Origin of the sequence: Acetobacterium tundrae (assembly GCF_008086615.1) — a bacterium.
Lineage (GTDB): Bacteria > Bacillota > Clostridia > Eubacteriales > Eubacteriaceae > Acetobacterium > Acetobacterium tundrae.
The window spans coordinates 56479-82628 of the sequence record NZ_RXYB01000014.1; the positions used below are offsets into that span (position 1 = coordinate 56479).

Annotated in this window: 20 protein-coding genes; 4 read left to right on the forward strand and 16 right to left on the reverse strand. The window is 37.6% G+C overall.

Going from position 1 to position 26150, the window contains the following annotated elements:
- Window positions 1–17: 17 nt before the first annotated feature.
- The 3 genes from secA to hpf all read right to left on the reverse strand — a co-directional run bounded on the left by secA (window position 18) and on the right by hpf (window position 5245).
- The gene (gene secA / locus FZC40_RS11560) at window positions 18–2525 is read right to left on the reverse strand and encodes a preprotein translocase subunit SecA (RefSeq protein WP_148604508.1); all 2508 of its coding nucleotides are present in this window, start codon (window positions 2523–2525) and stop codon (window positions 18–20) included.
- A 162-nt stretch (window positions 2526–2687) separates the two neighbouring features.
- Window positions 2688–4451, reverse strand: coding sequence for a DUF5317 domain-containing protein (locus FZC40_RS11565; protein ID WP_148604511.1), 1764 nt, complete (start codon window positions 4449–4451; stop codon window positions 2688–2690).
- Between the two features lie 260 nt (window positions 4452–4711).
- On the reverse strand, window positions 4712–5245 hold the full coding sequence (gene hpf, locus FZC40_RS11570; protein WP_148604513.1) for a ribosome hibernation-promoting factor, HPF/YfiA family: 534 nt from the start codon (window positions 5243–5245) through the stop codon (window positions 4712–4714).
- Window positions 5246–5832: 587 nt separating this feature from the next.
- Here hpf and cls point away from each other — a divergent pair.
- A complete protein-coding gene (gene cls / locus FZC40_RS11575; RefSeq protein ID WP_148604515.1) occupies window positions 5833–7296 on the forward strand; it encodes a cardiolipin synthase in 1464 nt (487 codons plus the stop codon).
- Window positions 7297–7523: 227 nt separating this feature from the next.
- On the opposite strand, the gene hydG is transcribed toward cls, so the two are convergent.
- From hydG to cdaA, 8 genes are all read right to left on the reverse strand, one after another.
- Window positions 7524–8942, reverse strand: a complete 1419-nt coding sequence (gene hydG, locus FZC40_RS11580) for a [FeFe] hydrogenase H-cluster radical SAM maturase HydG (protein WP_148604518.1) — start codon at window positions 8940–8942, stop codon at window positions 7524–7526.
- Between the two features lie 16 nt (window positions 8943–8958).
- Entirely contained in the window at window positions 8959–10002 is a 1044-nt protein-coding gene (gene hydE / locus FZC40_RS11585; protein WP_148604520.1) for a [FeFe] hydrogenase H-cluster radical SAM maturase HydE, read from the reverse strand.
- A complete protein-coding gene (locus FZC40_RS11590) occupies window positions 9995–10273 on the reverse strand; it encodes a TM1266 family iron-only hydrogenase system putative regulator (RefSeq protein WP_148604522.1) in 279 nt (92 codons plus the stop codon). Before FZC40_RS11590 ends, hydE begins: the two co-directional genes overlap by 8 nt.
- 481 nt (window positions 10274–10754) lie before the next feature.
- Window positions 10755–11999: a DUF1015 domain-containing protein gene (locus FZC40_RS11595; protein WP_148604525.1), complete on the reverse strand. Its 1245-nt coding sequence runs from the start codon at window positions 11997–11999 to the stop codon at window positions 10755–10757.
- 84 nt (window positions 12000–12083) lie between these two features.
- Complete coding sequence (locus FZC40_RS11600; RefSeq protein WP_148604527.1) at window positions 12084–13253, reverse strand: phosphoglycerate dehydrogenase; 1170 nt, start codon at window positions 13251–13253, stop codon at window positions 12084–12086.
- Window positions 13254–13282: 29 nt separating this feature from the next.
- Window positions 13283–14371 (reverse strand): 3-phosphoserine/phosphohydroxythreonine transaminase, encoded by a 1089-nt coding sequence (serC, locus tag FZC40_RS11605; protein WP_148604529.1) that lies wholly within the window; start codon window positions 14369–14371, stop codon window positions 13283–13285.
- 140 nt (window positions 14372–14511) lie between these two features.
- A complete protein-coding gene (locus FZC40_RS11610; protein WP_148604532.1) occupies window positions 14512–15723 on the reverse strand; it encodes a CdaR family protein in 1212 nt (403 codons plus the stop codon).
- Window positions 15713–16555 (reverse strand): diadenylate cyclase CdaA, encoded by an 843-nt coding sequence (gene cdaA, locus FZC40_RS11615; RefSeq protein WP_148604534.1) that lies wholly within the window; start codon window positions 16553–16555, stop codon window positions 15713–15715. Before cdaA ends, FZC40_RS11610 begins: the two co-directional genes overlap by 11 nt.
- A 194-nt stretch (window positions 16556–16749) precedes the next feature.
- On the opposite strand from cdaA, the gene FZC40_RS11620 reads away from it, so the two are divergent.
- Window positions 16750–17184, forward strand: coding sequence for a CBS domain-containing protein (locus tag FZC40_RS11620; RefSeq protein WP_148604536.1), 435 nt, complete (start codon window positions 16750–16752; stop codon window positions 17182–17184).
- A 20-nt stretch (window positions 17185–17204) separates the two neighbouring features.
- Here the strand turns inward: FZC40_RS11620 and FZC40_RS11625 are convergent, their stop codons facing one another.
- Window positions 17205–19658: an MrcB family domain-containing protein gene (locus tag FZC40_RS11625; protein WP_148604538.1), complete on the reverse strand. Its 2454-nt coding sequence runs from the start codon at window positions 19656–19658 to the stop codon at window positions 17205–17207.
- A gap of 76 nt (window positions 19659–19734) precedes the next feature.
- Window positions 19735–20313: a YjbQ family protein gene (locus FZC40_RS11630; RefSeq protein ID WP_148604541.1), complete on the reverse strand. Its 579-nt coding sequence runs from the start codon at window positions 20311–20313 to the stop codon at window positions 19735–19737.
- Window positions 20314–20549: 236 nt separating this feature from the next.
- Here FZC40_RS11630 and FZC40_RS11635 point away from each other — a divergent pair, with 236 nt between their 5' ends.
- Window positions 20550–21461 (forward strand): putative ABC transporter permease, encoded by a 912-nt coding sequence (locus FZC40_RS11635; protein WP_148604543.1) that lies wholly within the window; start codon window positions 20550–20552, stop codon window positions 21459–21461.
- Between the two features lie 36 nt (window positions 21462–21497).
- A complete protein-coding gene (locus tag FZC40_RS11640) occupies window positions 21498–22346 on the forward strand; it encodes an Mbeg1-like protein (protein WP_148604545.1) in 849 nt (282 codons plus the stop codon).
- Window positions 22347–22396: 50 nt separating this feature from the next.
- Here the strand turns inward: FZC40_RS11640 and FZC40_RS11645 are convergent, their stop codons facing one another.
- The 3 genes from FZC40_RS11645 to typA form a co-directional block, all read right to left on the reverse strand.
- Window positions 22397–23581 carry an AI-2E family transporter gene (locus FZC40_RS11645; protein WP_148604547.1) on the reverse strand — a complete coding sequence of 395 codons (1185 nt, stop codon included), beginning with the start codon at window positions 23579–23581 and terminating at the stop codon, window positions 22397–22399.
- A 178-nt stretch (window positions 23582–23759) separates the two neighbouring features.
- Window positions 23760–24128: a hypothetical protein gene (locus FZC40_RS11650; RefSeq protein ID WP_148604549.1), complete on the reverse strand. Its 369-nt coding sequence runs from the start codon at window positions 24126–24128 to the stop codon at window positions 23760–23762.
- 203 nt (window positions 24129–24331) lie between these two features.
- Window positions 24332–26146 (reverse strand): translational GTPase TypA, encoded by a 1815-nt coding sequence (gene typA / locus FZC40_RS11655; protein ID WP_148604551.1) that lies wholly within the window; start codon window positions 26144–26146, stop codon window positions 24332–24334.
- Window positions 26147–26150: the final 4 nt, after the last annotated feature.

Genomic DNA, 26150 nt, shown 5'->3' on the forward strand with positions numbered 1-26150 from the left:
CCAGCTAAACGATACGCTTAAGCGCCGCAGCATTTTTTATATTTTTTACCACTTCCGCAAGGGCAGGGATCGTTACGCCCCACTTTATTATGCGCCGTGGCTGATCCAACCGGTTTTCCTTCAATTTCATTTTCATTTGTTTTCATCTGACTGAAATCAACTGTTTTGTTTGTTTCTTCAGCCGGAACTACTTTGATATTTAAATTAAAGAGATATTTGACTGTATCTTCTTGAATTCTTAAGACCATGTCATCAAAAAGATCAAATCCCTCTTTTGTATATTCTTTGACTGGATCTCTTTGTCCATAAGCTCTAAGACCAATTCCCTGTTTGAGCTGATCCATATTATCAATATGTTCCATCCAGGCAGCATCAACACTGCGAAGAAGAATCATGCGTTCAATATTCTGAAGCTGCTCGAGCCCTAAAAGTTCCTTCTTTTCGTCTAAAACTTTTCGGCCTTCTGCCAGAATGGTTTCTACCAATACTTCCCGGTTTTCTGGTTTTTCAGGAAGGACCAGGCGGTCTTTGGGAAGTACATTTGTCTCAAGATGCTTAGTTAATCCTTCCAAATCCCAGTCATCATAATATTCGCCTTCGCTGGTGAATGAATTGACATAGGCACTAATCAGGGTTTCTGTCATACTCCAGATTTCGTTTTCCATATCTTTTCCATCAATAACTTCCTGACGTTGTTGATAAATAATTTCTCGCTGACGGTTCATGACATTATCGTATTGAAGAACATGTTTTCTGATGTCGAAGTTGCGACCTTCCACCCGTTTCTGAGAATTTTCAATTCCTCTGGTCAGCATTTTATTTTCGATGGGCGTTTCTTCATCCATTCCCAGCGTTTCAATCATACCCTGAATTTTTTCAGATCCAAAAACACGCATGAGATCATCTTCTAATGATACAAAGAATTGTGATGATCCGGGATCGCCTTGACGTCCAGCACGGCCGCGAAGCTGATTATCAATTCGGCGACTTTCATGACGTTCCGTTCCGAGAATATGCAATCCACCGACATCTGTAACCCCGTCCCCCAGGACAATATCCGTTCCACGTCCAGCCATGTTGGTAGAAATCGTCACGGCGTTCATTTGTCCGGCGTTGGCAACAATTTCGGCTTCTTTTTCAAGATGTTTTGCATTAAGAACATTGTGCTTGATCCCTGATCGCTTCAGGTAACCGCTGAGCAGCTCGGATTTTTCAATTGAAATTGTACCAATTAGAATCGGTTGTCCGGTTGCATGGCGTTTCTTGACGTCTTCCGTAACGGCCAGGAATTTTCCTTTTTCGCTTTTATAGATCAGATCATTCAGATCCCGTCTGATCAATGGTTTATTCGTAGGAATGGTGATAACATTGAGGTTGTAAATCGTCTGGAACTCATCTTCTTCTGTTTTGGCAGTCCCGGTCATACCGGAAAGCTTTTTGAACATTCTGAAGTAATTTTGGAACGTTACTGTCGCCAGTGTTTTTGATTCCCGATTAACTTTTACGTTTTCCTTTGCTTCAATGGCTTGGTGCAAACCGTTGGAATAGCGACGCCCCGGCATTAATCGTCCGGTAAATTCGTCAACAATAATGATTTCGCCATCTTTTATCACATAATCTTTATCTTTTGACATTAATGTGTTGGCATGAAGCGCCTGGTTAAGATTATGAGCGATTTCCATATTTTCCATGTCGGCCAGATTCGTCAGATTGAAATATGTTTCTGCCTTGACAATTCCCTCATCCGATAACATGACCGATTTTGCCTTTTCATCTTTGATGTAGTCATCTTCTTTTAGGGTTTTTACAAAGCTATTGGCTAAAGCATACAGCTTGGTACTTTTATCGCCACTGCCGGAGATAATAAGCGGTGTTCTCGCTTCATCGACTAAAACACTGTCGACTTCATCGATAATGGCATAGTTTAATTCCCGTTGAACCTGCTGAACTTTAGTGCCCGCCATATTATCTCGCAGATAATCAAACCCAAATTCATTATTGGTTCCATACACAATATCACAGGAATAAGCATCGTTTTTTTCCTGGAATGACAAACCATGAACAACAAGACCGACTCTCAGGCCTAAAAATTCATGCAGTTTTCCCATCCACTCGCTATCTCTTTTGGCGAGGTAATCATTGACGGTAACAATATATACCCCATGTCCATTCAATGCATTAAGGTAGGCTGGCAATGTTGACACCAGAGTTTTTCCTTCCCCAGTTTTCATTTCTGCAATGTTTCCCTCATGCAATGCCATTCCGCCAAGCAGCTGTACCGGAAAATGCTTCATCCCAAGTACTCGGTCTCCGGCTTCACGGACCGTTGCAAAAGCTTCTACCAACAAATCATCCAGGTCTTCTCCCTGGGCAAGACGTTCTCTGAGTATCAGCGTTTGGCCCTTTAATTCATCATCGCTCATCGCTGCATAATGACTCTCAAGTGCTACGATCTGATCCACTTTTTTTTGCATGTGTTTTAATTCTTTTCTGTTACTATCAAATATCTGGTCTAAAATTCCCAATCTATTCTCTCCTTCTTAACTTTCTGTCAAATAATCATATATTTTAACAATACACTAATCTTCATTATAACATACTCCCTTAAATGATACTTTATAAAATTTAAAAAGGGACTGTATTTTTTTATATACAGTCCCCATCGTTTATTTATAAATGTTCAATTATTACTTTTTCTTTCGCCAAAACGCAACATCTTTGCCATCTAATTTCAATTCAACTAACTCATATCCCGCTTTTTTTCGTTCTTCAATCGTTTCCTGAAAAGTCCGTCGCTGTTCATCATTCATATTTGCCAGGAGTTTTTTTTTGTCCTCTTCTGAACTTTTATAAACTTTTCCCACAACCGGCTCTGTTACCTCTTCAATCTCCTTGAAGGGGATAGCCATTTCCTCATCATGGGTTGGAACTAATAAGCTTTCCGTTTCCTTGTTGCTTTCTTTAATGGACTGCTTTCGTCGCTGAGCTTTGCGTTTTTCATCCTCGATATTGAGCCGTTGCCAAACACTGAGCATTTCAACTTCAGAAAATTCTTCTTCCTCTGCGCCTTTACTCATAACAATACTTTGGTCTTCATTTTTTTCACTGCGTAATAAAAATGGTTGATCCAATTCGGTCAGCTTAAAACTCTCAACAATTCTTAAATCTGATCCCGGTACTGATTGCGGTGAAGTTAATGGATCATGGAGTGATTGAGCCGTCCGGTTTAATTCCATTTCCCGCATTTGAAGTTCTAGTCGTTCTTTTTCAACAGCTAGTTTTTCTTCGTAATACTTCTTTGTGAAAAATCCAGCATCTTCGCTGTTGAGAATCTCTTCCATATCAGCTGCTTCTAATTCATTATCATCTTTACCTGAAACGTAAGTGCCGACTTCTTGTATATTACTGATTACCTTTGTGCTGCCATCATCAATAACATCCATGATTCGTGTTTCCTGAGTCATTTCGTCATTCACAATAATTTCTTCGGTTTCAGTTCCAATCTCTGACTCAATTTCACTTAAGTTGGCTGGAACAATACCTGTTTCATAATCACCAACGGGAAGAACCATCGTTTCATCTGGACTGGCAATCGCTTCATTTGGCAGGACCATCGTTTGATCCGCACTGGCAATCGCTTGATTTGGCAAGACCATCGTTTGATCCGCACTGGCAATCGCTTCATTTGGCAGGACCATCGTTTCATTTTCATCACGATCCCCGTGAATAGCACCAGTCGCTGCCATATCCCGGTAAAAATCTTCAATATCCGTATCCTCTTGACTATCATGCAGGGTAACGCCTTCAATATCTTTTTCGTCATCGCCGAATATTCCTTCATCGTCAGCATTTTCCATGCTCTCATCGTGAATGAAGGATACCTTTTTATTCATAACATACTGAATAAAGCCTAACAGCCCTAGCAATGCTACAATTGTTCCAGCACTGACACCTGCAGCTGTTCCATAAAGACTCATGACCATCGGCACATAGGGTACTGGTAAAGGCAGATTAATTCCTAAAAACCACAATAGCGTATTTGGTTGGATTAATGAATAGATTGGACTTATTCCCTGCGTAATCTGCTGACCAAAAGCTGTTGGTAAAAGATCTATCACACCTTGAGAAACCGGCATATGTCCGCCATTAATAAAAATGACCACAAAATTAGCGGTTACGCCCATCGCCATAAGGATGACCCAAAAATCGTCTAAATTAAAGACAAGCATCACTAGAATCAGTATATAACTCGCAAAATTTACAATTTCCAGATACGGTTCAATGACTGGAATTCCACCCGTGTAGATATAAAACCGTAGAGCAATTTGTAACACCAACCCTAAAATTCCTACCGGTAATAAAGAAATTTTTCTTACCTTAAAACCATGGAGACTTCCTCTTCGTATTTTTCCAATTAAAAAGCCTAAGATAATTGCAATAAGTATTAACATATTTGTTTCAACCCCACTATTTATTCATAATTCTTTCTATTATATTATTAGGTATACTTCATCTGCTTTTTTTAATGAAATAAACAAACCCTGTTATACGCATAGGTCTATTTTAAAGCAAAAGAAAAGTTCTGTCAAAACTTTATGCCCAAATTCGAAAATAATTTTCTATTTTTAAATTAACATCATCAAAAGCACCCCTTAAAACAACTTTTCAAGGGGTGCCCATCATTAATTTCAATTTTTTTCTTAAGAAAGCTTTAGAAAGTGGGCTCGATTAAACCGTAATTCCCATCTTTACGCATATAAACCACATTAACATCATCAGTATCTCCATTTAGAAATACAAAAAAGTCATGACCAATCAGCTCCATCTGTAATGTGGCTTCATCCACACTCATTGGTTTAACTGCAAATTTTTTCGTTCGCACAACTTTTGCTTGAAATACATCCTCTTCTTCAAGGGATTCAATTTCTTCAAAATTAAGTTTTACCGCTTCATCCTGATTTCGTTTTTGTAATTTTGTTTTATGTTTTCTGAGTTGACCTTCCAGTTTATTAACAGCATTCTCTATGGAAGTGACCATATCCTCGGATCTTTCTTCCGCTCTCAAAATTGTTTTCCCAACCGGAATCGTAACCTCTAACATTTGATAATTTTTTTCCTTGCTAAATGTTGCATACACTTCCGTCTCTTGTCCAAAGTAACGATCAAATTTTTCGAATTTTTTCTTTAATGTTTCTTTTAAACCTTCTGATACATGCATATTTTTCCCGTAAATTGTAAATCTCATAACGACAACTCCTTTCAAAAGGTCAATCTCATTCGTTTATACGACACCATATCGTGGTATACGAATTCTATTCTTATTATACCTAATTATATCCCCTTTAGTCAAAATCATTTGTGTCAAATTCTTGTCACAAAATATCATCAAAGAATACGCTTTCATTCATTTAACAAAAAGATCTTGTCTCAGTTGACCTGGTCTTTTCCCCCACACTCGCCAGCAGGAAGTTTAGCTCAGTGTTAGCATCACAACTCCTCCTCTCGGCATTCGCCGGCTGGACTTACTTCTAAGATGCACCATGATCAACAATTCGCTATTGAATTGTCTTACGTGGATCGCTTCGCCTGCATCTGGCTTCGACTTTCAACCACAAACCTGAGACTTCATATATTATAAGATTAGATTCGCGAAAATGTCAAGTGAAATCCATACCGTAGTAAAATACCGTTCGATTGCATTGCAGCTATCAAACGATCCATAACCTGAAGAACCGCCGATCCTTGGTAATTTGCCACTCATGATCTCTAAAACCTGCGATAATCTTAAATTTATGTTATAATGTTAACCATTATATTTGAGGAGGTTTCCTGATGTCTTTTGGTTTATCAGTAATCATTTATTTGCCTATTTTTGTTATTAATATTTCACTAACCTTTACCATTATCTTTTTAGAACGAAAGAATCCACAAAGCACCTATGCGTGGCTACTATTTTTATGGATGTTTCCGATTATCGGATTCCTTTTCTACCTATTTTTTTCACAGAATCTGACTAAGCGAAAAATTTTCAGGTATAATACCCCTGAAAACATTCGATATCATCATTTGCTGCGGCAACAGCATGATTTACTTTCAGAAATTATTTCTATTAATCCTGAAAGTCCTATTGAAAAGTATCAACATTCCATTGAGTTTCATTTACGTGTCAGTCAGTCACTCTACACAAACAATAATGATGTTGAGATTTTTACCGATGGGCACAAAAAATTCGAGGCGTTATTTAATGCCATGGAATTAGCCACTTGCTCCATCCATGTCGAATATTATATTATTAAAAACGACTCCCTTGCTCTGAGAATGATCGAAATTCTGACGCGTAAAGCATTGGAAGGCGTCGAAGTCCGACTTCTTTTTGATGCGATGGGCGGCCGATATCTCCCTCATTCAATCATTGAAGCTTTTAAATCTGCCGGCGGACAAATCGGGGCATTTTTTCCGTCGCTATTTAAAATGCTCAATCTGCAAATCAATTATCGTGATCATCGAAAAATTGTGGTCATTGATGGGAACACCGGTTTCGTCGGTGGTTTCAATGTCGGGAATGAATATTTGGGCCTTAACTCCAAAATGGGATATTGGCGGGATACCCATCTGAAAATAACCGGCTCTGCCGCCTACGAACTGCAACTTCGTTTTCTTTTGGATTGGCGCGCAAGCTCCTGTGAAGAATTGCTCATTGACGATGAAAAGCTCAGTGCCTATTTTCCTCAGATCGCCCCAAAATCTGGCGTCGGAATCCAGATTGTATCCAGTGGACCTGATAAAGTCAACCAGCAGATCAAACAAGGTTTTTTAAGAATGATCACTAATGCCGAAAGCTATATTCTCATCCAGTCCCCCTATTTTGTACCAGATGAAAGTATTCTCGAGGCCTTGAAAATAGCTTTATTGTCAGGCATTGATGTGCGCATTATGATTCCCAACAAACCTGACCATATCTTTATTTATTGGGCAACCCTCGCCTATGTAGGTGAACTGATTGAATATGGAGCTAAAGTTTTCATTTATGAAAACGGATTTTTACATGCCAAAACCATTGTCGTGGATGACGCTGTCTGTTCTGTCGGTTCCTGTAATTTTGATATTCGCAGTTTCAGGCTCAACTTTGAAACCAATGCTTTTATTTATGACCGGAAAGTCGCGACTCAACTAAAAAACATTTTTGTTAATGATATTAAACAATGTACCTATTATGACAAAGAACTTTATCACCACCGCAGCAGAACCATAAAAATAAAGGAGTCTATTTCACGATTATTTTCACCGCTGCTCTGATCTTAGCAGCCAGCACTCTGTATTGCCTTCTAAGCTATCAGTAAGGCTTCGCACTTCTTCAACTTAAAATATTGGTAAGCGCCTGCATTCAGAAATAAAGCCACTTCACAATTCACCTCTAATCAATATAAGGCCAGTTATTTATCTAATTGTATGCAAGTAGTAATGACCTACATACAACCAGAATGAATAACTGACCTTGAATTTTGTGTGCCGTTAGGATCTAATTAGAAGCGGAAGTCTCGTTTACCTTCATTCAACTCCGTTAAATGAGCCGATGCAATACCACGAACTTTATCATTCGGAATCGATGCGAGCTCTCTCTGAATCGTTATTTCACCCTTTGCTTTTGTGTCAGGAGAAGCGTAGTCCTCCAAATATTCCTTCAATGTCATAATGGCATTTGGCTGACAGCAATTGGCAATCTGTCCGGATTTTACCAATTTCATGAAACGGTCTCCGGTTCGTCCCTCTCGGTAACAAGCGGTACAAAAACTTGGTATATGTCCCATGTCTAACAGCCAGTTGACAATTTCATCCAGTGTTCTGCTATCACTGACATCAAATTGAGCTGAATTTTGATCTTCCGGTTCCGGTACATCGTAACCGCCGACACTGGTACAGGAAGCCCCACTGATTTGAGAAACGCCCAATTTTAAGACTTTTTCTCGAACGGCCTGGGATTCTCTTGTTGATATGATCATTCCGGTATAAGGTACCGCAATACGAATAATGGTCACAATTTTCTCAAATATTTCATCCGAAATAGCATTGGAGAAATCAGCGGTATCAATATCCTCTGCCGGGCAAATTCGGGGCACACTGATGGTATGAGGTCCAACACCCTTGTATGCTTCCAGATGCTCAGCATGCATCAGCATTGACACAAAATCATAGCGATACATATTAAGTCCAAAGAGAACGCCAATCCCGACATCATCAATTCCGCCTTCCATGGCCCGATCCATGGCCTCAGTATGCCAAGCGTAATTATGCTTAGGACCGGTTGGATGAAGTTCCTCGTAATTTTTTTTGTGATAGGTTTCCTGGAAAAGGATATAGGTGCCGATACCTGCTTCTTTAAGCTGATGATAGTCTTCCACAGTTGTCGCCGCAATATTGACATTGACTCGACGAATATCGCCATTTTTATGATGAACACCGTAAATTGTTTTGATACTTTCAAGTATGTACTCCAGAGGATTGTTCTTTGGATCTTCTCCAGCTTCAATAGCTAAACGCTTGTGACCCATATCCTGAAGTGCGATAACTTCCCTTTTTATTTCTTCCTGGGATAATTTTTTACGTGTGATGGTTTTATTTTTACGATGATAAGGACAATAAACACACCCGTTTATGCAATAGTTTGATAGATATAAAGGGGCAAACATAACGATGCGGTTTCCATAGAAATTTTTCTTGATATCTTGTGCCAGCGTTACCATGCGTTTGTTTTGATCCTCAAGTTCACAGGCTAATAAGACTGCTGCCTCGCGATGACTGACACCTTTGAAATCATAGGCACGGTCGATAATACCGCTGATTAAAGCTTCATTTGTTTTATTTTCTTCTGCATAAGCTATTGTATCCAAAACTTCCTGATCATCAATAAATTCTTCAGCTTTGCTTGATTTTACGTTATACATTTTTTCTCCTCTTAAATTATATTTTATTAGGATAATCGCCACGATTATTAACGATTTCATAACCAATCGATTTCATTCTTCCACTTAAACAGACTCGGCATTCAGCTGCCTCATCACCGGTGCAAATTTTATTATCATATAGACTATAATCTTTTCTAACCTCTACTGGAGATAAATTAGGCATGACAACATTGGCTCCGGCCAAAATACCAAATTCCCGGCCTTGCGGGTTAATAGTTCCCAACGCGGTGGTTGCCGGAATAAGTGCTTTGGGCAGCATCAGTCTGAGGATTGAAATAAGTAACAGCGTTTCTTCTAAAGTACCAGGCTTAATATCCTTGTAAGGTGTTTGCTGATGGGGGATGAACGGACCGATGCCGATCATCTCAGGATCTAATGCTTTAATGAAAGCTAAGTCCTCAATAATATTTTCCACTGTTTGATGCGGAGATCCAACCATGAATCCGGTACCAACTTGAAACCCGATCTCTTTAAGATCTTTTAAGCATCTTTTCCGATTGGCTGAGCTCAGCTCTTTAGGATGGAGCTTCCGATAATGCTCTTCATTAGCTGTTTCATGACGAAGCAAATAACGATTCGCGCCTGCTTTGAAAAAGGCCTGGTAAGTTTCTTTTGATTTTTCGCCAATTGATAACGTGATTGCACAATCAGGATATTCTTTTCTGATCTTTTGGATAATGTCAACCATTTGATCATCTGTAAAATCCGGGTCTTCCCCGCCTTGCAGCACAAACGTCCGAAATCCTAATTCATATCCGATTTTACAGCATTCTAAAATTTCAGTCTCTGTCAATCGATACCGATGTGCTTCCTGATTGCTTTTTCTGATTCCACAATAATAACAGTCATTTTTACAATAATTAGTAAATTCGATTAGTCCCCGGGTATAAACATCATTACTGTAAGTTTTGGTCGAAACCTGTCGCGCTCTTTGCGCTAGTTCCTGTCGCAATTCTTCGGTGTTGTTTTCCAATAGCCACTTCAGTTCATCACTTTCCAGGTTTCGCTGTTCTTCCAGCTTTTCGATAATCTTATTCATTTTTATCATCTGCGGCTTCTTTTTTCGGTAATTTTGAATAAACTGTTTTTATACTGACACCATCGATCATTCCTAATTTACCGGACAGAGAGCTAATCACATCTGTCGAAGCATCAATCACAACACTGATCACTGACACATTACGCTGATGGTATGGGATTCCCATTCTTCCGACAATATATTCGCTATAGTCATGAAGAATGCTGTTTAATTTTCCGGCTGCCTCTTTTTTTTCTACCACTATCCCGATAAGACCAATTCTTGTTTCCATTGTTTCCTCCTTCTTCTCGACAAGTCACCTTCTCTTCAAAAGCCACCATAAGAAACACGCTTAGCGAACTTCTTATGGTCCGTGGCCATTCACCAATTGAGTGCAAACACTCGTTTGGTTCATTGCCTTCACGAAAAAAATCCCTGCACCGCAAGGGCACAGGGAAAACACGTAAACACCTAAACCACTGTCTATAGTGGCTTTGTGTGTAATGACACATGATTCTCTCGCCTTTCCAATAGGGACTAACCCTCATGGTATCAGTACGATAGCTTTTTAATTATTTATCAATTTTTGTTTGCTGTCTGAATCAGGGTCGCCCTCATCTTCCAACGCACTTTACATGAAAAGGATATCATATTTATCTTTATTGCACAATCACTATGTAGGATAAAATTTTGTATAAAAAAAGAGGTGCGCGATTTAGACACCACCTCTCAGTCTGTTTTATTTACAAATAATTATCTTTTTAACACCTTATTTAAGAAAGTTTATGGATAAACAATCCACTTCTTAATTTGGGCTCAAACCAGGTTGATTTTGGCGGCATCAGCAAATCAGCATCGGCAATATTCATCAGCTCTTCAATGGATGTTGGATACATCGAAAAAGCCAAGGTCATGTCGTCATTCACACGGCGTTCCAGCTCTTTCAAGCCGCGAATCCCGCCGACAAAATCAATCCGCTCATCCGTCCTGATATCACCAATTCCTAAAATTGGAACAAGAACATTATTTTGAAGGATTGCCACATCCAATGAATTTACCGGATCAGCCAAATCATAAACACCTTCTTTAGCCGTCAACAAATACCATTTGTTATCAAGAAAAAGGCCAAAGCTCCCTTTTTGCTGGGGTTTGACTGCTTCTGCCCCACGGTCTTCAATATCAAATTTTTCGGAAAGGGCGGTTAAAAACTCATCAATGCTCAATCCATTTAAATCTTTTACCACGCGATTATAGTCCATAATATAAAGCTGCTCATCCGGGAATAAAACTGAAAGGAAGTAATTGAATTCCTCTTTTCCGGTATAATCCGGGTTTGCTTCGCGTCGCATTAAACCCACTTTTACCGCCGAGGCTGAACGGTGATGCCCATCTGCTATATATAAACTTTTCACATCTTTGAATTTTTTGACAAGTTTATTAATCATCGCATCGTCATCAATCACCCAGGCGCGATGGATAATCCCATCTTCTGAAACAAAATCATAAACAGGAGCATTCTCTTTTCGCCATTTATCCACAATGACATTGATCGCATCTTCTCCTCGATAGGTCAGAAAAATAGGGCCAGTATTGGCATCGCAGGCATTCACATGCTTGATCCGGTCTTCTTCTTTATCCGCTCGGGTTAACTCATGTTTCTTGATCGTGTTATTTAAGTATTCATCAATGGCGGTGCAGACGACCAAGCCGACCTGACTTCTTCCATCCATGATCAATTCATAAATATAAAGGCAATCCTGATTATCCTGAGTCAGGGCGTTTCGATAAAAAAGCTTATCCAAATTTTTCCTTGCCGTTTCATAAACAAAAGGATCATCCATTTTCATTCGATCATCCAAAGTGGTTTCCGGGCGATCGACCCTTAGAAAAGAGTCTAACTTCCCTCGAGCCGCAGCTGCCGCTTCTTTTCGATTATACACATCATAAGGAAGTGCTGCTACGTCCTGAGCCTTTTCCGGGAAAGGACGAACAGCTTTAAAAGGTTTTATTGTTGCCATTTTTTCCTCCGTTTTTTAATAAAGAAGTGGTCTTCATTGATCTGAAGCCACTTCTTTGTTAACTGTTTTTATTTATCATCTTGATTACTTAATAATACGAACTCGGGTAACGCCCTCAATGCCTTTTAAAGCAGTCTTCACATTTTCCCCAACATTACTGTCAACATCCATCATGGTATAAGCCCATGATCCTTTATTTTTATTGGTCATAACCGAAATATTAATATCATTGTCTGCCAAAACTTTTGTAATTTGTCCTAACATGTTTGGAATGTTGGCATGATTGATCGTAAGACGGTTGGTTGTTTCACAAATGCCCATACTACAATCCGGATAATTGACTGAATTGATAATGTTCCCATTTTCCAAATATTCTTTCATTGAATTGATCGCCATGTCTGCACAATTTTCTTCACTTTCAGGGGTTGATGCTCCTAAATGAGGAATACAGATGACATTTTTCATTTTAAGAAGACGTTCATTTGGGAAATCAGCGACATAGGTATCAACAATGCCTTCTTCAATAGCCAATTCCAATGCATCATAATTTACAAGTCCGCCGCGGGCAAAGTTAAGTAATCTCAACCCTGGTTTTGCATCTTTTAATAAATCAGCATTGACAAAATCTTTTGTTTCATCCATATAAGGAATATGAAGCGTAATATAATCACAATTTTTAAAAATGGCTTCTTTGTTTACCGAACGTTTTACTTTTCGGCTCAAGCCCCAGGCATTGTCAATGGAAATAAATGGATCAAAGCCATAAACCTTCATTCCAAAATCAACGGCCATATTCGCAACAAGAACACCAATAGCACCTAAACCGATGACGCCTAATTTTTTACCGTACAATTCAGGACCTGCAAAAGTACTTTTTCCTTTTTCTACCAGTGCTGGTACATCATCACCTTTATCAGCTAAAGTCTTGGCCCATTCGATGCCATCCACAACTTTTCGTGAAGACATCAGCATTCCGGCAATGACTAATTCTTTTACTGCATTGGCATTGGCTCCAGGAGAGTTACAAACAACGATTCCTTTTTTTGAACATTCTTCCAATGGAATGTTGTTTACTCCGGCTCCGGCTCGTCCAATAAATTTCACACTATCCGGAATATCCATATCGTGCATTTTAAAACTTCTTAATAAAATAGCATCTGGATTTTCTGGCTGATCCAGCACTGAATATTTTTCATTCAATGCTCTCAACGCTTTTTTAGATATATTATTGAGTGTCTGTACTTTATAATTCAATGTATTATTTCCTTTCTAAGCGAAAATGCCTATGCATTTTCTTTTTCAAATTTCTTCATGAAATCGATCAATGTATCGATTCCCGCCATCGGCATTGCATTATAAATACTTGCGCGCATCCCACCAATGCTTCGATGACCTTTTAAGTTTTCCATACCAGCTTTCTTACTCCCTTTAACAAATAACGCATCTAATTCATCAGAACCGGTAACAAAGGTTACGTTCATGATTGAACGGTCTTCTGGTACAACCGGTGCTGTGAAAAGTTTACTGTTATCGATAAAATCATATAATTTTTTTGCTTTTTCTTTATTTATTTTTTCCATTGCTGCTACGCCGCCCTTTGCTTTAACCCATTCATAAACGAGTTTACATATATATATGCTATAGCATGGTGGTGTATTGTAGCAGGAATCGTTATCTGCATGGATCTTATAATTAAGCATCGTTGGTGTAATATCTTTGGCATGGCCGATGAGGTCTTTTCGAATGATCACAGTTGTTACCCCTGCAGGTCCCATATTCTTTTGGGCACCGGCATAAATTAAGCCAAATTTTGACACATCATATACTTCTGATAATATATTTGAAGACATATCCCCAACTAATGGAACATCTCCGGTATCCGGTAAATTATCCGGTCTGAACCGTGATCCATAAATTGTATTATTAACACAAATATGGAAGAAATCAGCATCTGGCGTAAAATCTTTAGAATCTACCTTTGGTATATAAGAAAAGGTTTTATCCTCGGAAGATGCAATAACCTTTGCTTCTCCATAACGAGCGGACTCTTGGTAAGCCTTCTTTGCCCAGCTACCGGTAATCATAAAATCAGCTTTATTGCTTTTAGACAAAAGATTCAATGGAACCATTGCAAACTGTGTTGAAGCTCCGCCTTGTAAAAATAAAATTTCGTAATTATCTGGAACATTCATCAGTTCTTTATAAAGACTTTTTGCTTCTGCAAGAATATCCTTAAAATAAGACGAACGATGGCTCATCTCCATTACGGACATTCCTGAATCCCCATAAGATACCATTTCATCGGCAGCTCTTTGCAACACTTCTACTGGTAGACATGATGGACCAGCTGAAAAATTATAAACTCTTTTCACGTTTAATTTCCTCCTTAAAATAATGTTTTGGTGTGAGTAGCCCTTTTCTTAAAAAACTACTTCGGACTATTATATGTTAAATTAATATCAATTGCAAGATCCTGATGTAATTTAATGCAAATTTTTGCAATTCTCTTTTTTTATTCGATCGTTACCGTTGTTTTTGCTGGCGTGATTGATTTCACTAAAGCTTGCGATAAGTTAGTCTGAATTGGCAACTCATATTCACCCGGGCCGAGATTGGAGCAGTCAACAAATGCATCCATCTGAGAGGCATTTTGACTATTTATGATACTGTTTGCTCCTTCCAATTTCAGTACGACCTTTGTATCTTTAATTTTTGAAACAACTAGGCCTGCGCCTAAATTAGTCACATTTACTTTATCCAAGGTGAAACTTTTTGCTACTGAGCTTTCAATATTTACGGTTACTTTCACTTTACCGCTGCCATCTAAAAAATAACATCCCGTTGGCGGCGTCAAATTAACATCTTTGGTAAATGTTTTCGATTGTTCGGATACATCAATGGCATCCATCGGAATCGACTCAATCGAAGTGAGCAGATCTTCTTTTGCACCAATCACTACCTTTGAAGGTTCTACCTGAACTCCAGCAACACTATAGCCACTGGCAGGATTTCCGGATATTGATGGACTGATGCTGATGGATTTTGTTTTTCCGAGAACAATCTCCACCGGAACAACATTTGGTAATATATCCACATCATCAATGGCATTTCCCGAAGCATCATAAGCTGTAGCCGTCAAGTGTTGCGTTGTATCCTTGGTTAAGCCATTAACATCGGCGGTTCCCGTTATTTTATCAATTCTCGCCAGTGAATCTTCTGGGCCTTCCACTTCAACCTTTTCAGTAGATTCTGCCGATATGACCGAAAGATCATTTGCCGGAGTTCCTTCCAGCACAATCGCAACGTCCAGATCCTCTTTGATAATATTGTCTACCTCAATTTGAAGCGTTGTCGGATTCATACTGGTGACGATGACTGAATTCGGCAAACCCTTTACAGCAATTTCCAACTCATAGGTGCCTTTTGCACCAATGTCACTTAAGTCTGCCTCTGCTGTTATATCTTTCATGCTGATGTTTCTAAGGTTTTTATCCGTTCCTTTTACCTGCAAATTAAGATAATAATTTTTATCTTCTGCTAGAACCAGGTTTTTTCCAGTTAATGTATCCACATTTGTGAGTGTTATCGGTATGCTATTGTACTCCTGGGTGATCAGCATATCTGAATTTCCATTAACTATGAACCAAAGTGTAATTGCAATCCCGATTGCAATAAAAAGACGAATGAGTTTTTCATATAACGGGATTTTCTTTTTATTTACCATCTTTTTTCTCCCATAATTTATAAAACCATCCGTAGTTATTGCCTTCTTCTTTTACGCTAAAGTTTTCTAAAATAACCTGTTTAAGCATATCCGGGATAACATCCTGATAAAGTGTCCCTTTTAGAGCATAGGATATATGGCCCGTTTCTTCAGACACAATAACAACAATTGCATCTGATTTTTCCGTCATTCCCAAACCCGACCGATGTCTCGTTCCAAGTTCACTTCCAAGGTCCCGATTATCAGAAAGTGGCAATAAACACCCGGCAGCCCGAACTTGACTGGACCATAATTTAAGAATCACAGCTCCATCATGCAATGGGCGATTGGGTGTGAAAATATTTTCAAGCAACTCGCTGCTGATGTCGGCATCCAGTTCAACGCCCGTCTCCACAATATTGTTAAGGCCCGTATTTTTCTCTAAAACAATCAGTGCACCAGTCTTTTCTTCTGCCAGGGCTATAACTGATTTAATCACCTTATTAACGTCTTTAATTAAAAAATCCATCGATGGCTTTTTTAACAATCCCTTGAATAGTCGGTTATTACCCAGTTGTTCCAAAGCTGAACGAAACTCAGGCTGAAATACAACCACAACCAAAATAAAAGCCCACGTAAATGCACTTGTGATAATTAAATTTAAAGTTGTAAATCCCAACCATGAACTGAGCGGTGCACAAAAAAGCAACAGGATCAAGCCTTTAAATACTTGTTCTGCCTGTGTTCCTCTAATCCACAGCAATAGCTTATATACTATTAAGGTGATGATAACCACTTCTATGAAACTGTTGATTGTTATTCTTGATTGTATATATAATAAAAATTCCTGCATATTGTATTCCCCATTTATTCGTTATGTTAATTATACACTAACCATCCCTTCACGCGAAAATAAAAATATTTTTTTTCATATTATTACAGTCATCGTTAAGAAAAATCATTAAGGGATTTTTTAAAGAATCATGTTAGAATGTTTGAACAACATATTTCTAAAAATATTTAGTAAAGAATAAGGAGCTCTTTTCTATGAAAAACCATTTATTCTATTTATTACCAAAAAGTGATACTGTCTTTTTAACCAATACCGATTCATTTCAGCAAGCGTATAACATGTTTATTATTACCAATTATACTGCGCTGCCAGTCATCAACAAAAAAGGACAGTATATTGGCACCATTTGCGAAGGTGATCTCTTAAGATCCTTAAACTTAAGTTTAACACACCCTGAAATTGATTTAAATTCTTTTAGAATTAAAGATGTTGAATTCAAAACAAAAGTTGAAGTCGCTCGAATCAATGAAAGTTATGAACATTTAGTTGAACTCGCGGTAAGCCAAAACTTTATTCCTTTGGTTGACGACTTGGGTACTTTTATCGGAATTTTACGCCGTCAGGAATTAATTAAAGAATTAATCACTTTATTACCAAATAATGATTCCACTCTTGAAAAAGCTGAATAAAAAAAGGCTGTCGCCTTTTTTTATTCTATCAAGCTTTTCATTTTCTTTATAATCTCCTTACAACTTCTCGGACAGGGCAACGCTTCTACTTTCAATATCTTTTCCAGGCGGTTGCAAAACTTCATTTGGGTCTCTTCATTTAACAAACTTTGCTTTAAGCTTGCTTCTAAACCAAAGCATGCCAATACTTTGTAAACATCCTCGTTTTTATCTTTTTGTTCATTTATAGCGGGAAGAATCCTTTGCCGGATTGCCAGATCAATGACTTCTTTTTCACTAAACAAACTTTCTACACCACTATTTATCCCAAATGCTAAAATCTCATTTTTCCCGCGGTACCCCATTGGATGATCAAAGTTTGCTAAAATATTTTGAAGTTCATTCAATAAATACATGAGTTTTTCGATGATTTCCGACAAACCTTGAGCTTTGTTTTGAAGTTTAAACTGATTGTTATCCCAATTACTTTCCCCGACTGAACTTCCAAAATTAGGAAAAGCACTTATTTCAACCATTGGCATTTCAAGGGTATTTCCGCTATCAATAACTCTGGCCTCTATCGGAAAGCTAGCAGGCCCCCCGTTAATCGTTCCAACAACATATAGATTATCAGGGAAATGAAGCTCGCCATATTCTCGATACGCAGCAACATCCGCCCCAAAATCTTCCCGTGACAGAAATGGTTCATCATTTCCATTGATACCTTCCAGTAATAATCGCATATAATTTTCCGGCAAAGATCGATCCATTTCATCAAAAAGAAAAAAATGCGGTTTCTCGGGGTTTTCTTTTGAACTTTTTAAAATCATCATGATCGGCCTTGGAATAAAATGCCCTCGACTATCTAAGGTTCCGAAAATACTTTTTTCGTCCTCCCAATTTTTCCCAACTAATACCCTAAGGAATCGTCCATTTTCAGCATTAGCACCAATGGATTCAGCAAATAGACGCGGCAAGCTTGTTTTTCCACTGCCGACATATCCCTTAATCATCACGAAAGGTTTTGATTTTAAAGAAAGATAATAGCTTTTTACGAGTTCTGAAGGATAAATGAACCCCTTGTTTGCCATTTTTGCCAATATTAATTGAAGATAGGATGTCAGGGTTTCATTTTTTACTGGATAATGTTTCAATTCTTTAATAAAATCTCTTTCATCCTGAACGCTTTTTTTCACATTTTCTTTTTGATACTCACTACCTTCATTGGGTTCATTTACAATATTATCATCTTCCTTTTTTTCTTCAAAAATAAAGTTTTCTTTCGATTTTATCGATCCTGACTCTTTTTTTATTTTTTCTGTTTGTCCTACTTCTTCAATATTAGGCATCTGAATTTCTAAATCCATTGCATCTGATTCATCATCAATTTCGTTGTATGCTATTCCCTTTTTGAAAATCCGTTGGTCTTTTTGTTCCGGCTCTGCCACTTCATTTTGAAGCAACTCCGAAGTATTTTCTTCCACCAACTCTTGATGATTTTCTATTGACGCTTCCATAAATTCATCATCGCTGGCGATTTCCATCGGTTCTGAATCCATTGCTAAACAAGCAGCATATATTTTTCTAAAATCTTCGAATTCGGTTTCCAACACATTATCTTCCGGCATATCCTCTGTGTATTCACGATAGCAAAGAATCCCTGAAACCAATGTCGCATTCGCCAACAGCACTTCTTGATGATTTGTTTTATAATTTTTAGTATCAACTTTCTCTTTCAGTTCATTCACTTTCTCCGAAAGACTTCTTATCCCCAGACCGCTTTCTGTGTAAATAATTGATAAATATAATTTTCTGCTATCCATTGCCAGAAAATAAACGAGATGAAGGCCATTATCAATACTGTTTTCGATCCGTTTATCCGTCACCATAACCCAGGGAATTTCTGCCCACTGTGTATCTCCGGCAAATCCTTGAATATTGTAATTTCCGGTTTTAATATTTTCAAGTCCTTCCAAAGCACTTGGTATTTCTTCATTAATAACGTCCTTAAATGAAAATCTAAAGTCTCTGGGATAGTAATTCGGGTAGTCGATAATCCACTTTTTTAACAAACCTTGTAATCTTGATTTTTTTTGTTTGGGTTCCTCCTTTTTTTCTTCAATAATTTCCTCTTTATTACCGTTCATTTCTTCATTTTCAATTAGTAATCTTATATTATAGTGATCACTTTCTTTTGTTATTTCAATACATGGGGTCTTTTCCGAATCTTTAATATCCTGAAACCAAGAATTATATTGCGGAAATACTTCTCCAAATTTTCGGATCAGTACTTTACTCAATTTTAGTTTTGGGTTTCCGCCTTCAGTTTCAACATATGCCGGATATTCACGACCATTAAACATTAATGCCAGCCGTTCTCCTTCTTTTCCAAAGAAATTCAAAAAATCATCCGGCACATAAGACTCTGTATTAATAAAATCAGACAATTCTGTCGTTTTTATTATTTTATCGGTTTCCAAGAATTTCCAGCTCATTTTTTACTGCCTTTCTGTTTTTTTCATCGTTCATCCCTTGTTTTTACACCATTTATGTATCTATCCGCACTATTTATTATTCTTCTGATTGCTCTATTTCCTTTTCCTTTTCCTTTTCCAGCAATAATCGTTTTTCCTCACAAAGCTTCCATTCATTACGCATTTCTTCTTTAATTTTTTCTTGTTCGGCTTCAAATTTTTCGCGTGTTTTATATAGTATCTTCAGATCGTTTGGCATCTCTGGTTTTTCATTTTCTAACAATGTCGTCCCCACGGAGCTCATAAAATACTGTCGTTCTCCCGGACCCTGAAATTCAACAAAATAAATACTTTGATTTTTATCGAGTATCAACGTTCCATCCTGAACCATGATTTGAATCGTCATGCCAAAAATGCTTGCTTTAACATTTGCAGTTGTCCAACCGGTAAATTTCATGCCATCATACTTCGGCAATAGATGATTGATCTTATTGAAGAATTCCTTCTCCAAACGCCAATTATCGTTAACCGAAAGGGAAACCGCTGATGTTCTTTCCGGAATTTGAATATGGACAAAGCCATCTTTTAACCGTATTTCAGAGATATAATCTCTGACGCTTTGGGTAATATCAAGCAGTTGTTCATTGCTGGTAATTTCAATATGAGTTGTTTTCATTTTATGGTCTCCCTTTATTATGTTAATTAGTTTTATTTACACCATTATAAGTGTTTGTTGACGACTTATTTCTTTTATTATAAACGATATCGTCTTAAAAAACTAAAACATATCCATTGATCTTGGATAAATATTTGTATTTAACAACTATTTATCCAGGAAAACAGATTTATCTATGAGACATCAATTTGATATGTTAAAATGATTTAATAATAGCAGCCGGAAAGGAAGTATTTATGTACTATGCACTAAGTCTTCTCTTTATTTGTTTTATCCTCTATTCCTTCATCGGTTGGGTCTGTGAAGTTGTTTATTGCTCAATCCTTGAGAGAAAAATTACCAACCGCGGTTTTTTAATCGGACCTTATTGTCCCATATATGGTGTTGGTGCTCTATTTATTGTTATGTTTCTGCTGCCCTTCACCAGCGATGCCCCGGTAGTATTTTTACTGGGTGTTGTTTTTACCAGCATTCTAGAATACATCACTAGTTGGGGGATGGAAAAACTATTTCATGCCAAATGGTGGGATTACTCAAATAAAAAATATAATATTAACGGTCGCGTCTGTTTGCTTAATTCATTTTTCTTTGGCATCATGTCCCTAGCCCTGATGTATTTTATTTATCCTTTTGTCCAGGGAATTATTACCAGTTTTTCTTCTTTGTGGATTCAAATTATTGCAACCGTCATGGCTGTTTTTTTTCTCTGCGATGTGGTTGAATCAACCCATGAAACTCTCGTCTTTAATAAAAAACTGGTCAGCATTTATGATGCCACGATCGAATTCAAAGACAGTTTAAAAGATAAAGGAATCTCAACCGCTCATGAATTTACTGCGAAGATTCAGGAATTAAAAGATGGTACGCTGGCAGATGCCATCGATTCCGCCCAAAGCAAGGTCCAGGAATTAAAAGATAGTACCCTTGCCGAGACCATGGATTCCGCCCAAAATCTGGTCATTTATCTGGTTAATCGTATTAATGAAACCAGAAAAATCAACCGTTATGCACATAAACGTATTATGAAAGCATTTCCCGGCATGTCCCACCATAACTTTCAATCATCATTAGAAATATACAAAGCAATTTTAGCAAAAAATAAGACCAAAAACAATCCTGATTCAAACCAGAAAAGCGTTAAAAAATAATTATTTTGAAAACATAATTAATAGGAAGTAAAAGACATGTTATATCACAATGAGCTCAACTTACTCAGTCAACTTGCGGCATTGGATCTTCCAATCGCCGCATCGGCACTTCATGATTATACGGTTGGTGAAATGGTTACAGCGCTCTTAAAAAGGGTTAAATTCTTAGCAGGAGATTGTGCCATGTCTTCAACCGAGTGGTCAAATTCCCTACATTTAATTCAAACGAATTCGCATCTCACTTCTTTAAAGGTCCTTGCTTATACCAATCATCCAAAAAGTGCTCTTGTCGCATATTGCTTTTTTGAACAAGCTGAGAATACTGGAATCATTGCTTTTCGCGGTACCACAGGTACTGGATGGCTTGATAACATTAAGGGCGGTTTTCTTTGTGATACCCCGCAACAAATAAAGGCACTGGAATTTTTTCATGAGGTAAATGATACCTTTAATATTAACGACTACATCATCACCGGCCATTCCAAAGGCGGAAATAATGGACAATATATTACCATTGTTGATGGCAATAAGATATCTCATTGTATTACTTTTAACAGCCAGGGCTTTTCGGCCGAATTCATTCGCAAATACACTCTCCAAATCAAAGAAAACCAGGACAAAATAATAGCTTATGAATGCGCCTGGGATGTCGTCAATATACTATTCATTAACATTGCCACAAAACGAATTGTTGTCGGGACAGAATCAAGACTTCCCCATCGTAATCACCCACCCAATCGATTATTGAATCAAAATGGTGATATTCGTGATTTTGACAATCGTCATCCTCTTTATTCTGGAATTCAAAATTTCACTGCAAGCCTTTCTCTGCTTGTCTCTAAGGTAAAACAACGAATTGAAAAAAATAAATTTAAAAACAAATAAATTCAACTTAAAAAAGGACTTCGGCAAAACTGCCGGAGTCCCTTTTTATTTTACTCAATATCACTCATAGTCTTCTTGATAATGCGTTCGTTTGTTATTTTTCTAAATACTGCATAAATAACAGCAAAAGTAGGTATTCCTAAAATAGTCCCCAGAATACCGAACAGACTTCCACCGATAATCATTCCGATTAGCACCCAAAGACCTGATAGGCCAACTGAACTTCCCACGACCCGTGGATATATCAAATTGGTCTCAATTTGCTGGAGTACAACAATATAAATTACAAAAATCAGACAATAGAATGGATTGACCACTAATAATATAAAGCCACTGGGAACGGCACCAAGAAATGCTCCAAATACAGGAATAACACTGGTCATCCCGACAAGAACCCCGATGAGCAGGGCATAGGGAATTTGCAGAATCGCCAACCCGATAGTGCAGAGAGTTCCCAGAATAAAAGCTTCTGTCAATTGGCCTGCAATAAAGCCATGAAAGACCTGATTAGCAGTAATGCTCACATCTTGTATAAAATCGGCTCGATCCTTTCGGATATAAGCATAAATGAGTTTGTCCTTTAAAGCCAAAAGTTTTTCCTTGTCTGCAAGAAGGTAGATTGAAATTACGATCCCCATTATGATATTAACGATCCCGGTTGTGACGCTTTTCGTAACATTAAATATTTCTGGTACTGAATTGATCACCATCCCTCCAAATTGACCCCATAGTTCATCCCATTGAATCGTGAGATCATTCCACAATGTTGCCGGCAGTCCAAAGAATGCTAGTCCCTGATCTACCAAAGTATTAAATGAATCAATATATCCTGGTAATTTATCAATAAGTGTATTTACACTTTCGCTTACTTGTGGAACAATAAATGTAATAATAGCGGCAATAATTCCCAGCACCATAACAAATGTAATGGTTATCGCAATAATACGTTTAGTCTTACTTAAGTCTTTATTTTTCTTATTCTTAAATTTTCCCATAAAAGTCAAGAAATGTATTTCGATAAAAGACATGGGAATATTTAAGACAAATGCTATTCCTAATCCAATCAATACCGGTGTAATGATGTTCATAAATATGCCTAAATAACCGACTAAGTAATTAATGTTTAACAACGCAACAAAAAGACAAATGGCGAAAGAAATCAAAAACAGATAATTTCTAAATGTCATTTCACTCATCTCCGGCTTATTTTTTTTTCCCTTATCACTATTTTCCATTTCTTTACCACCTTTTTTAATGTTATAGCATTCACAAACAAATTTTGCTAAATACCTTTTGCTTCATTTCTATAATACAGTTGTATTTATAGCCAACTTTCCAAAATTATTATGTAAAGTAAAAAAGCACTACTATTTTAGTAATGCTTTTTATTATGATCAACTTTTAAATGAATGACTAGTAGGATTTTATTAATGTAATACTACCAAGAACGGGAAGAGGTTTTGCATCAAGATTCACGACATTTATTATTCCAATAATCATAAGTGCCAAAATTCCCAATGAAGCGACAAGATAAACTAATCCGATGATCATGCTAAGAATACCGCCTAAAATCCCGAAGGGTAAAAAGAGCAAATTTAAAATTGAATACACAATCCACATTGCGAAAGATGCCAAACACAATACCAAGCCCTGATTTGCATGAAACTGTGCAAATTTATTATCTTTTCCGGCCAACAATGGAATTAAAAATAAAATACCAAGGTATGCAAAAATAGAAATTACTTTGCCTTCTTCAGCTTCCTGCTTATCAATATCAATCATTTGTTGTTAACCTCCTAGCTAAGATTTTACTCATCATAGCACATAAAAAGTTTAATGGTCAATCTATTTTGATTGATTATTTAAATTAATATGAATTTCTTTTTATTCCCTTATTTTAACAACCTCAGAAACACCGATCGTGCGTTCCTGAGGTTGTCGATACAAACATAGAATTCAAAATTATTTTGAAGCAATTAACCTGCTTAGCGTTTAGTTCTTTTCCGGTCTAATTCAGATAGTACTTTCTTTCGGATTCGAATATCACTTGGCGTTACTTCTACCAACTCATCATCATTAATAAACTCTAAAGCCTGCTCTAACGTCATTATCTTGGGTTCAATTAATTTCAAAGCTTCATCTGTTCCTGAAGAACGAACATTTGTCATCTTTTTATTCTTAGTTGGGTTAACGGTCATGTCATCGCTACGATTATTAATCCCAATGACCATACCTTCATATACCTTGGTTCCTGCAGCAACCATCATTTCCCCACGATCACTTAAATTGAAAAGTGAGTATGCCATGGTTTCGCCATTGAATTGTGAAATGAGTACGCCATTTTGTCGTTGCGGAATATCCCCTTTATGCTGTTCAAAAGAAGCAAAGCGGCGAACCATGGTTCCTTCACCATGGGTATCATTGATAAATTCACTTTGATACCCTAATAAGCCACGAGTTGGCACTAGAAATTCCATTTTCGTCCAGCCTTCATCAGAGTACATAGTTTCCATTTGTCCTTTTCGAACATTTAGTTTGGAAATAACCGCACCAGAATATTTTTCAGGAACAGAAATAATGACACCTTCAACCGGTTCCATTAGTTTTCCATTTTCATCACGATGCATAATGACTTCCGGTTTTGATACGGCAAGTTCATAGCCTTCACGACGCATATTTTCTATCAGAATCGACAGATGCAGTTCCCCTCTGCCGGAAACCTTGAATCCATCAGTCGTATCATCCATTTCTTCTACCTTTAATCCAACATTTACTTCCAGTTCTTTTTCAAGACGAGCTCTAATATGACGAGTCGTAACAAATTTTCCAACTTGTCCTGCAAATGGCGATTTGTTTACCATGAAGTTCATTGACAGTGTCGGTTCCTCAATTTCAATCATTTCCATCGGTTGAACCTGGTTAACTTCACCAATGGTCTCACCAATCGAAATATCTGAAATACCGGAAATTACAACAATATCACCGGCTTTTGCCTCTTTGACTTCAACTCTAGCCAAACCCTTGTAAACAAATACCTGATTAATTTTTTCTTTTTTAAACGTGCCGTCTTGTTTACAGACTTCTACTTGATCCCCGGCATGAATGGTACCAGTGTATATTTTTCCAATTCCCAAGCGGCCAATGTAATCATCATAAGCAAGTGATGAAACCTGAATTTGCAAAGGTTCCAGACTCATATCATCGTGTAGTCCAACGTGTTCAACGATGGTTTCAAAAAGTGGTTGTAAATTGACTCTTTCATCACTCATATCCCGAATTGCAATGCCCTCTTTTGCGATACCATAAAGTACCGGAAAATCCAATTGTTCGTCAGTCGCTTTCAATTCTACGAAAAGATCAAAAACCATATCGACCACTTCTTCGGCACGTTGATCTTTTTTGTCAATTTTATTGATAAACAGAATTGGGTTTAAGCCCTGTTCCAATGATTTGTTTAATACAAAACGTGTTTGAGGCATCGGCCCTTCACTGGAGTCGACTAAAAGAACGACAGTATCGACGGTTTTTAAAATACGTTCAACTTCTGATGAAAAATCGGCATGCCCTGGTGTATCGACAATGTTGATTTTAATATCCTTGTACATGATTGAACAGTTCTTTGAATAAATAGTGATACCACGTTCACGTTCCAGGTCATTACTGTCCATAACACAGTCTACAACCTCCTGATTATCCCTAAAAACATGGCTTTGTCCTAAAAGGGCATCTACTAGCGTAGATTTCCCGGCATCGACGTGGGCGATGACAGCAATGTTTATAATGGGCTGTTTGTTGTTCATAAAT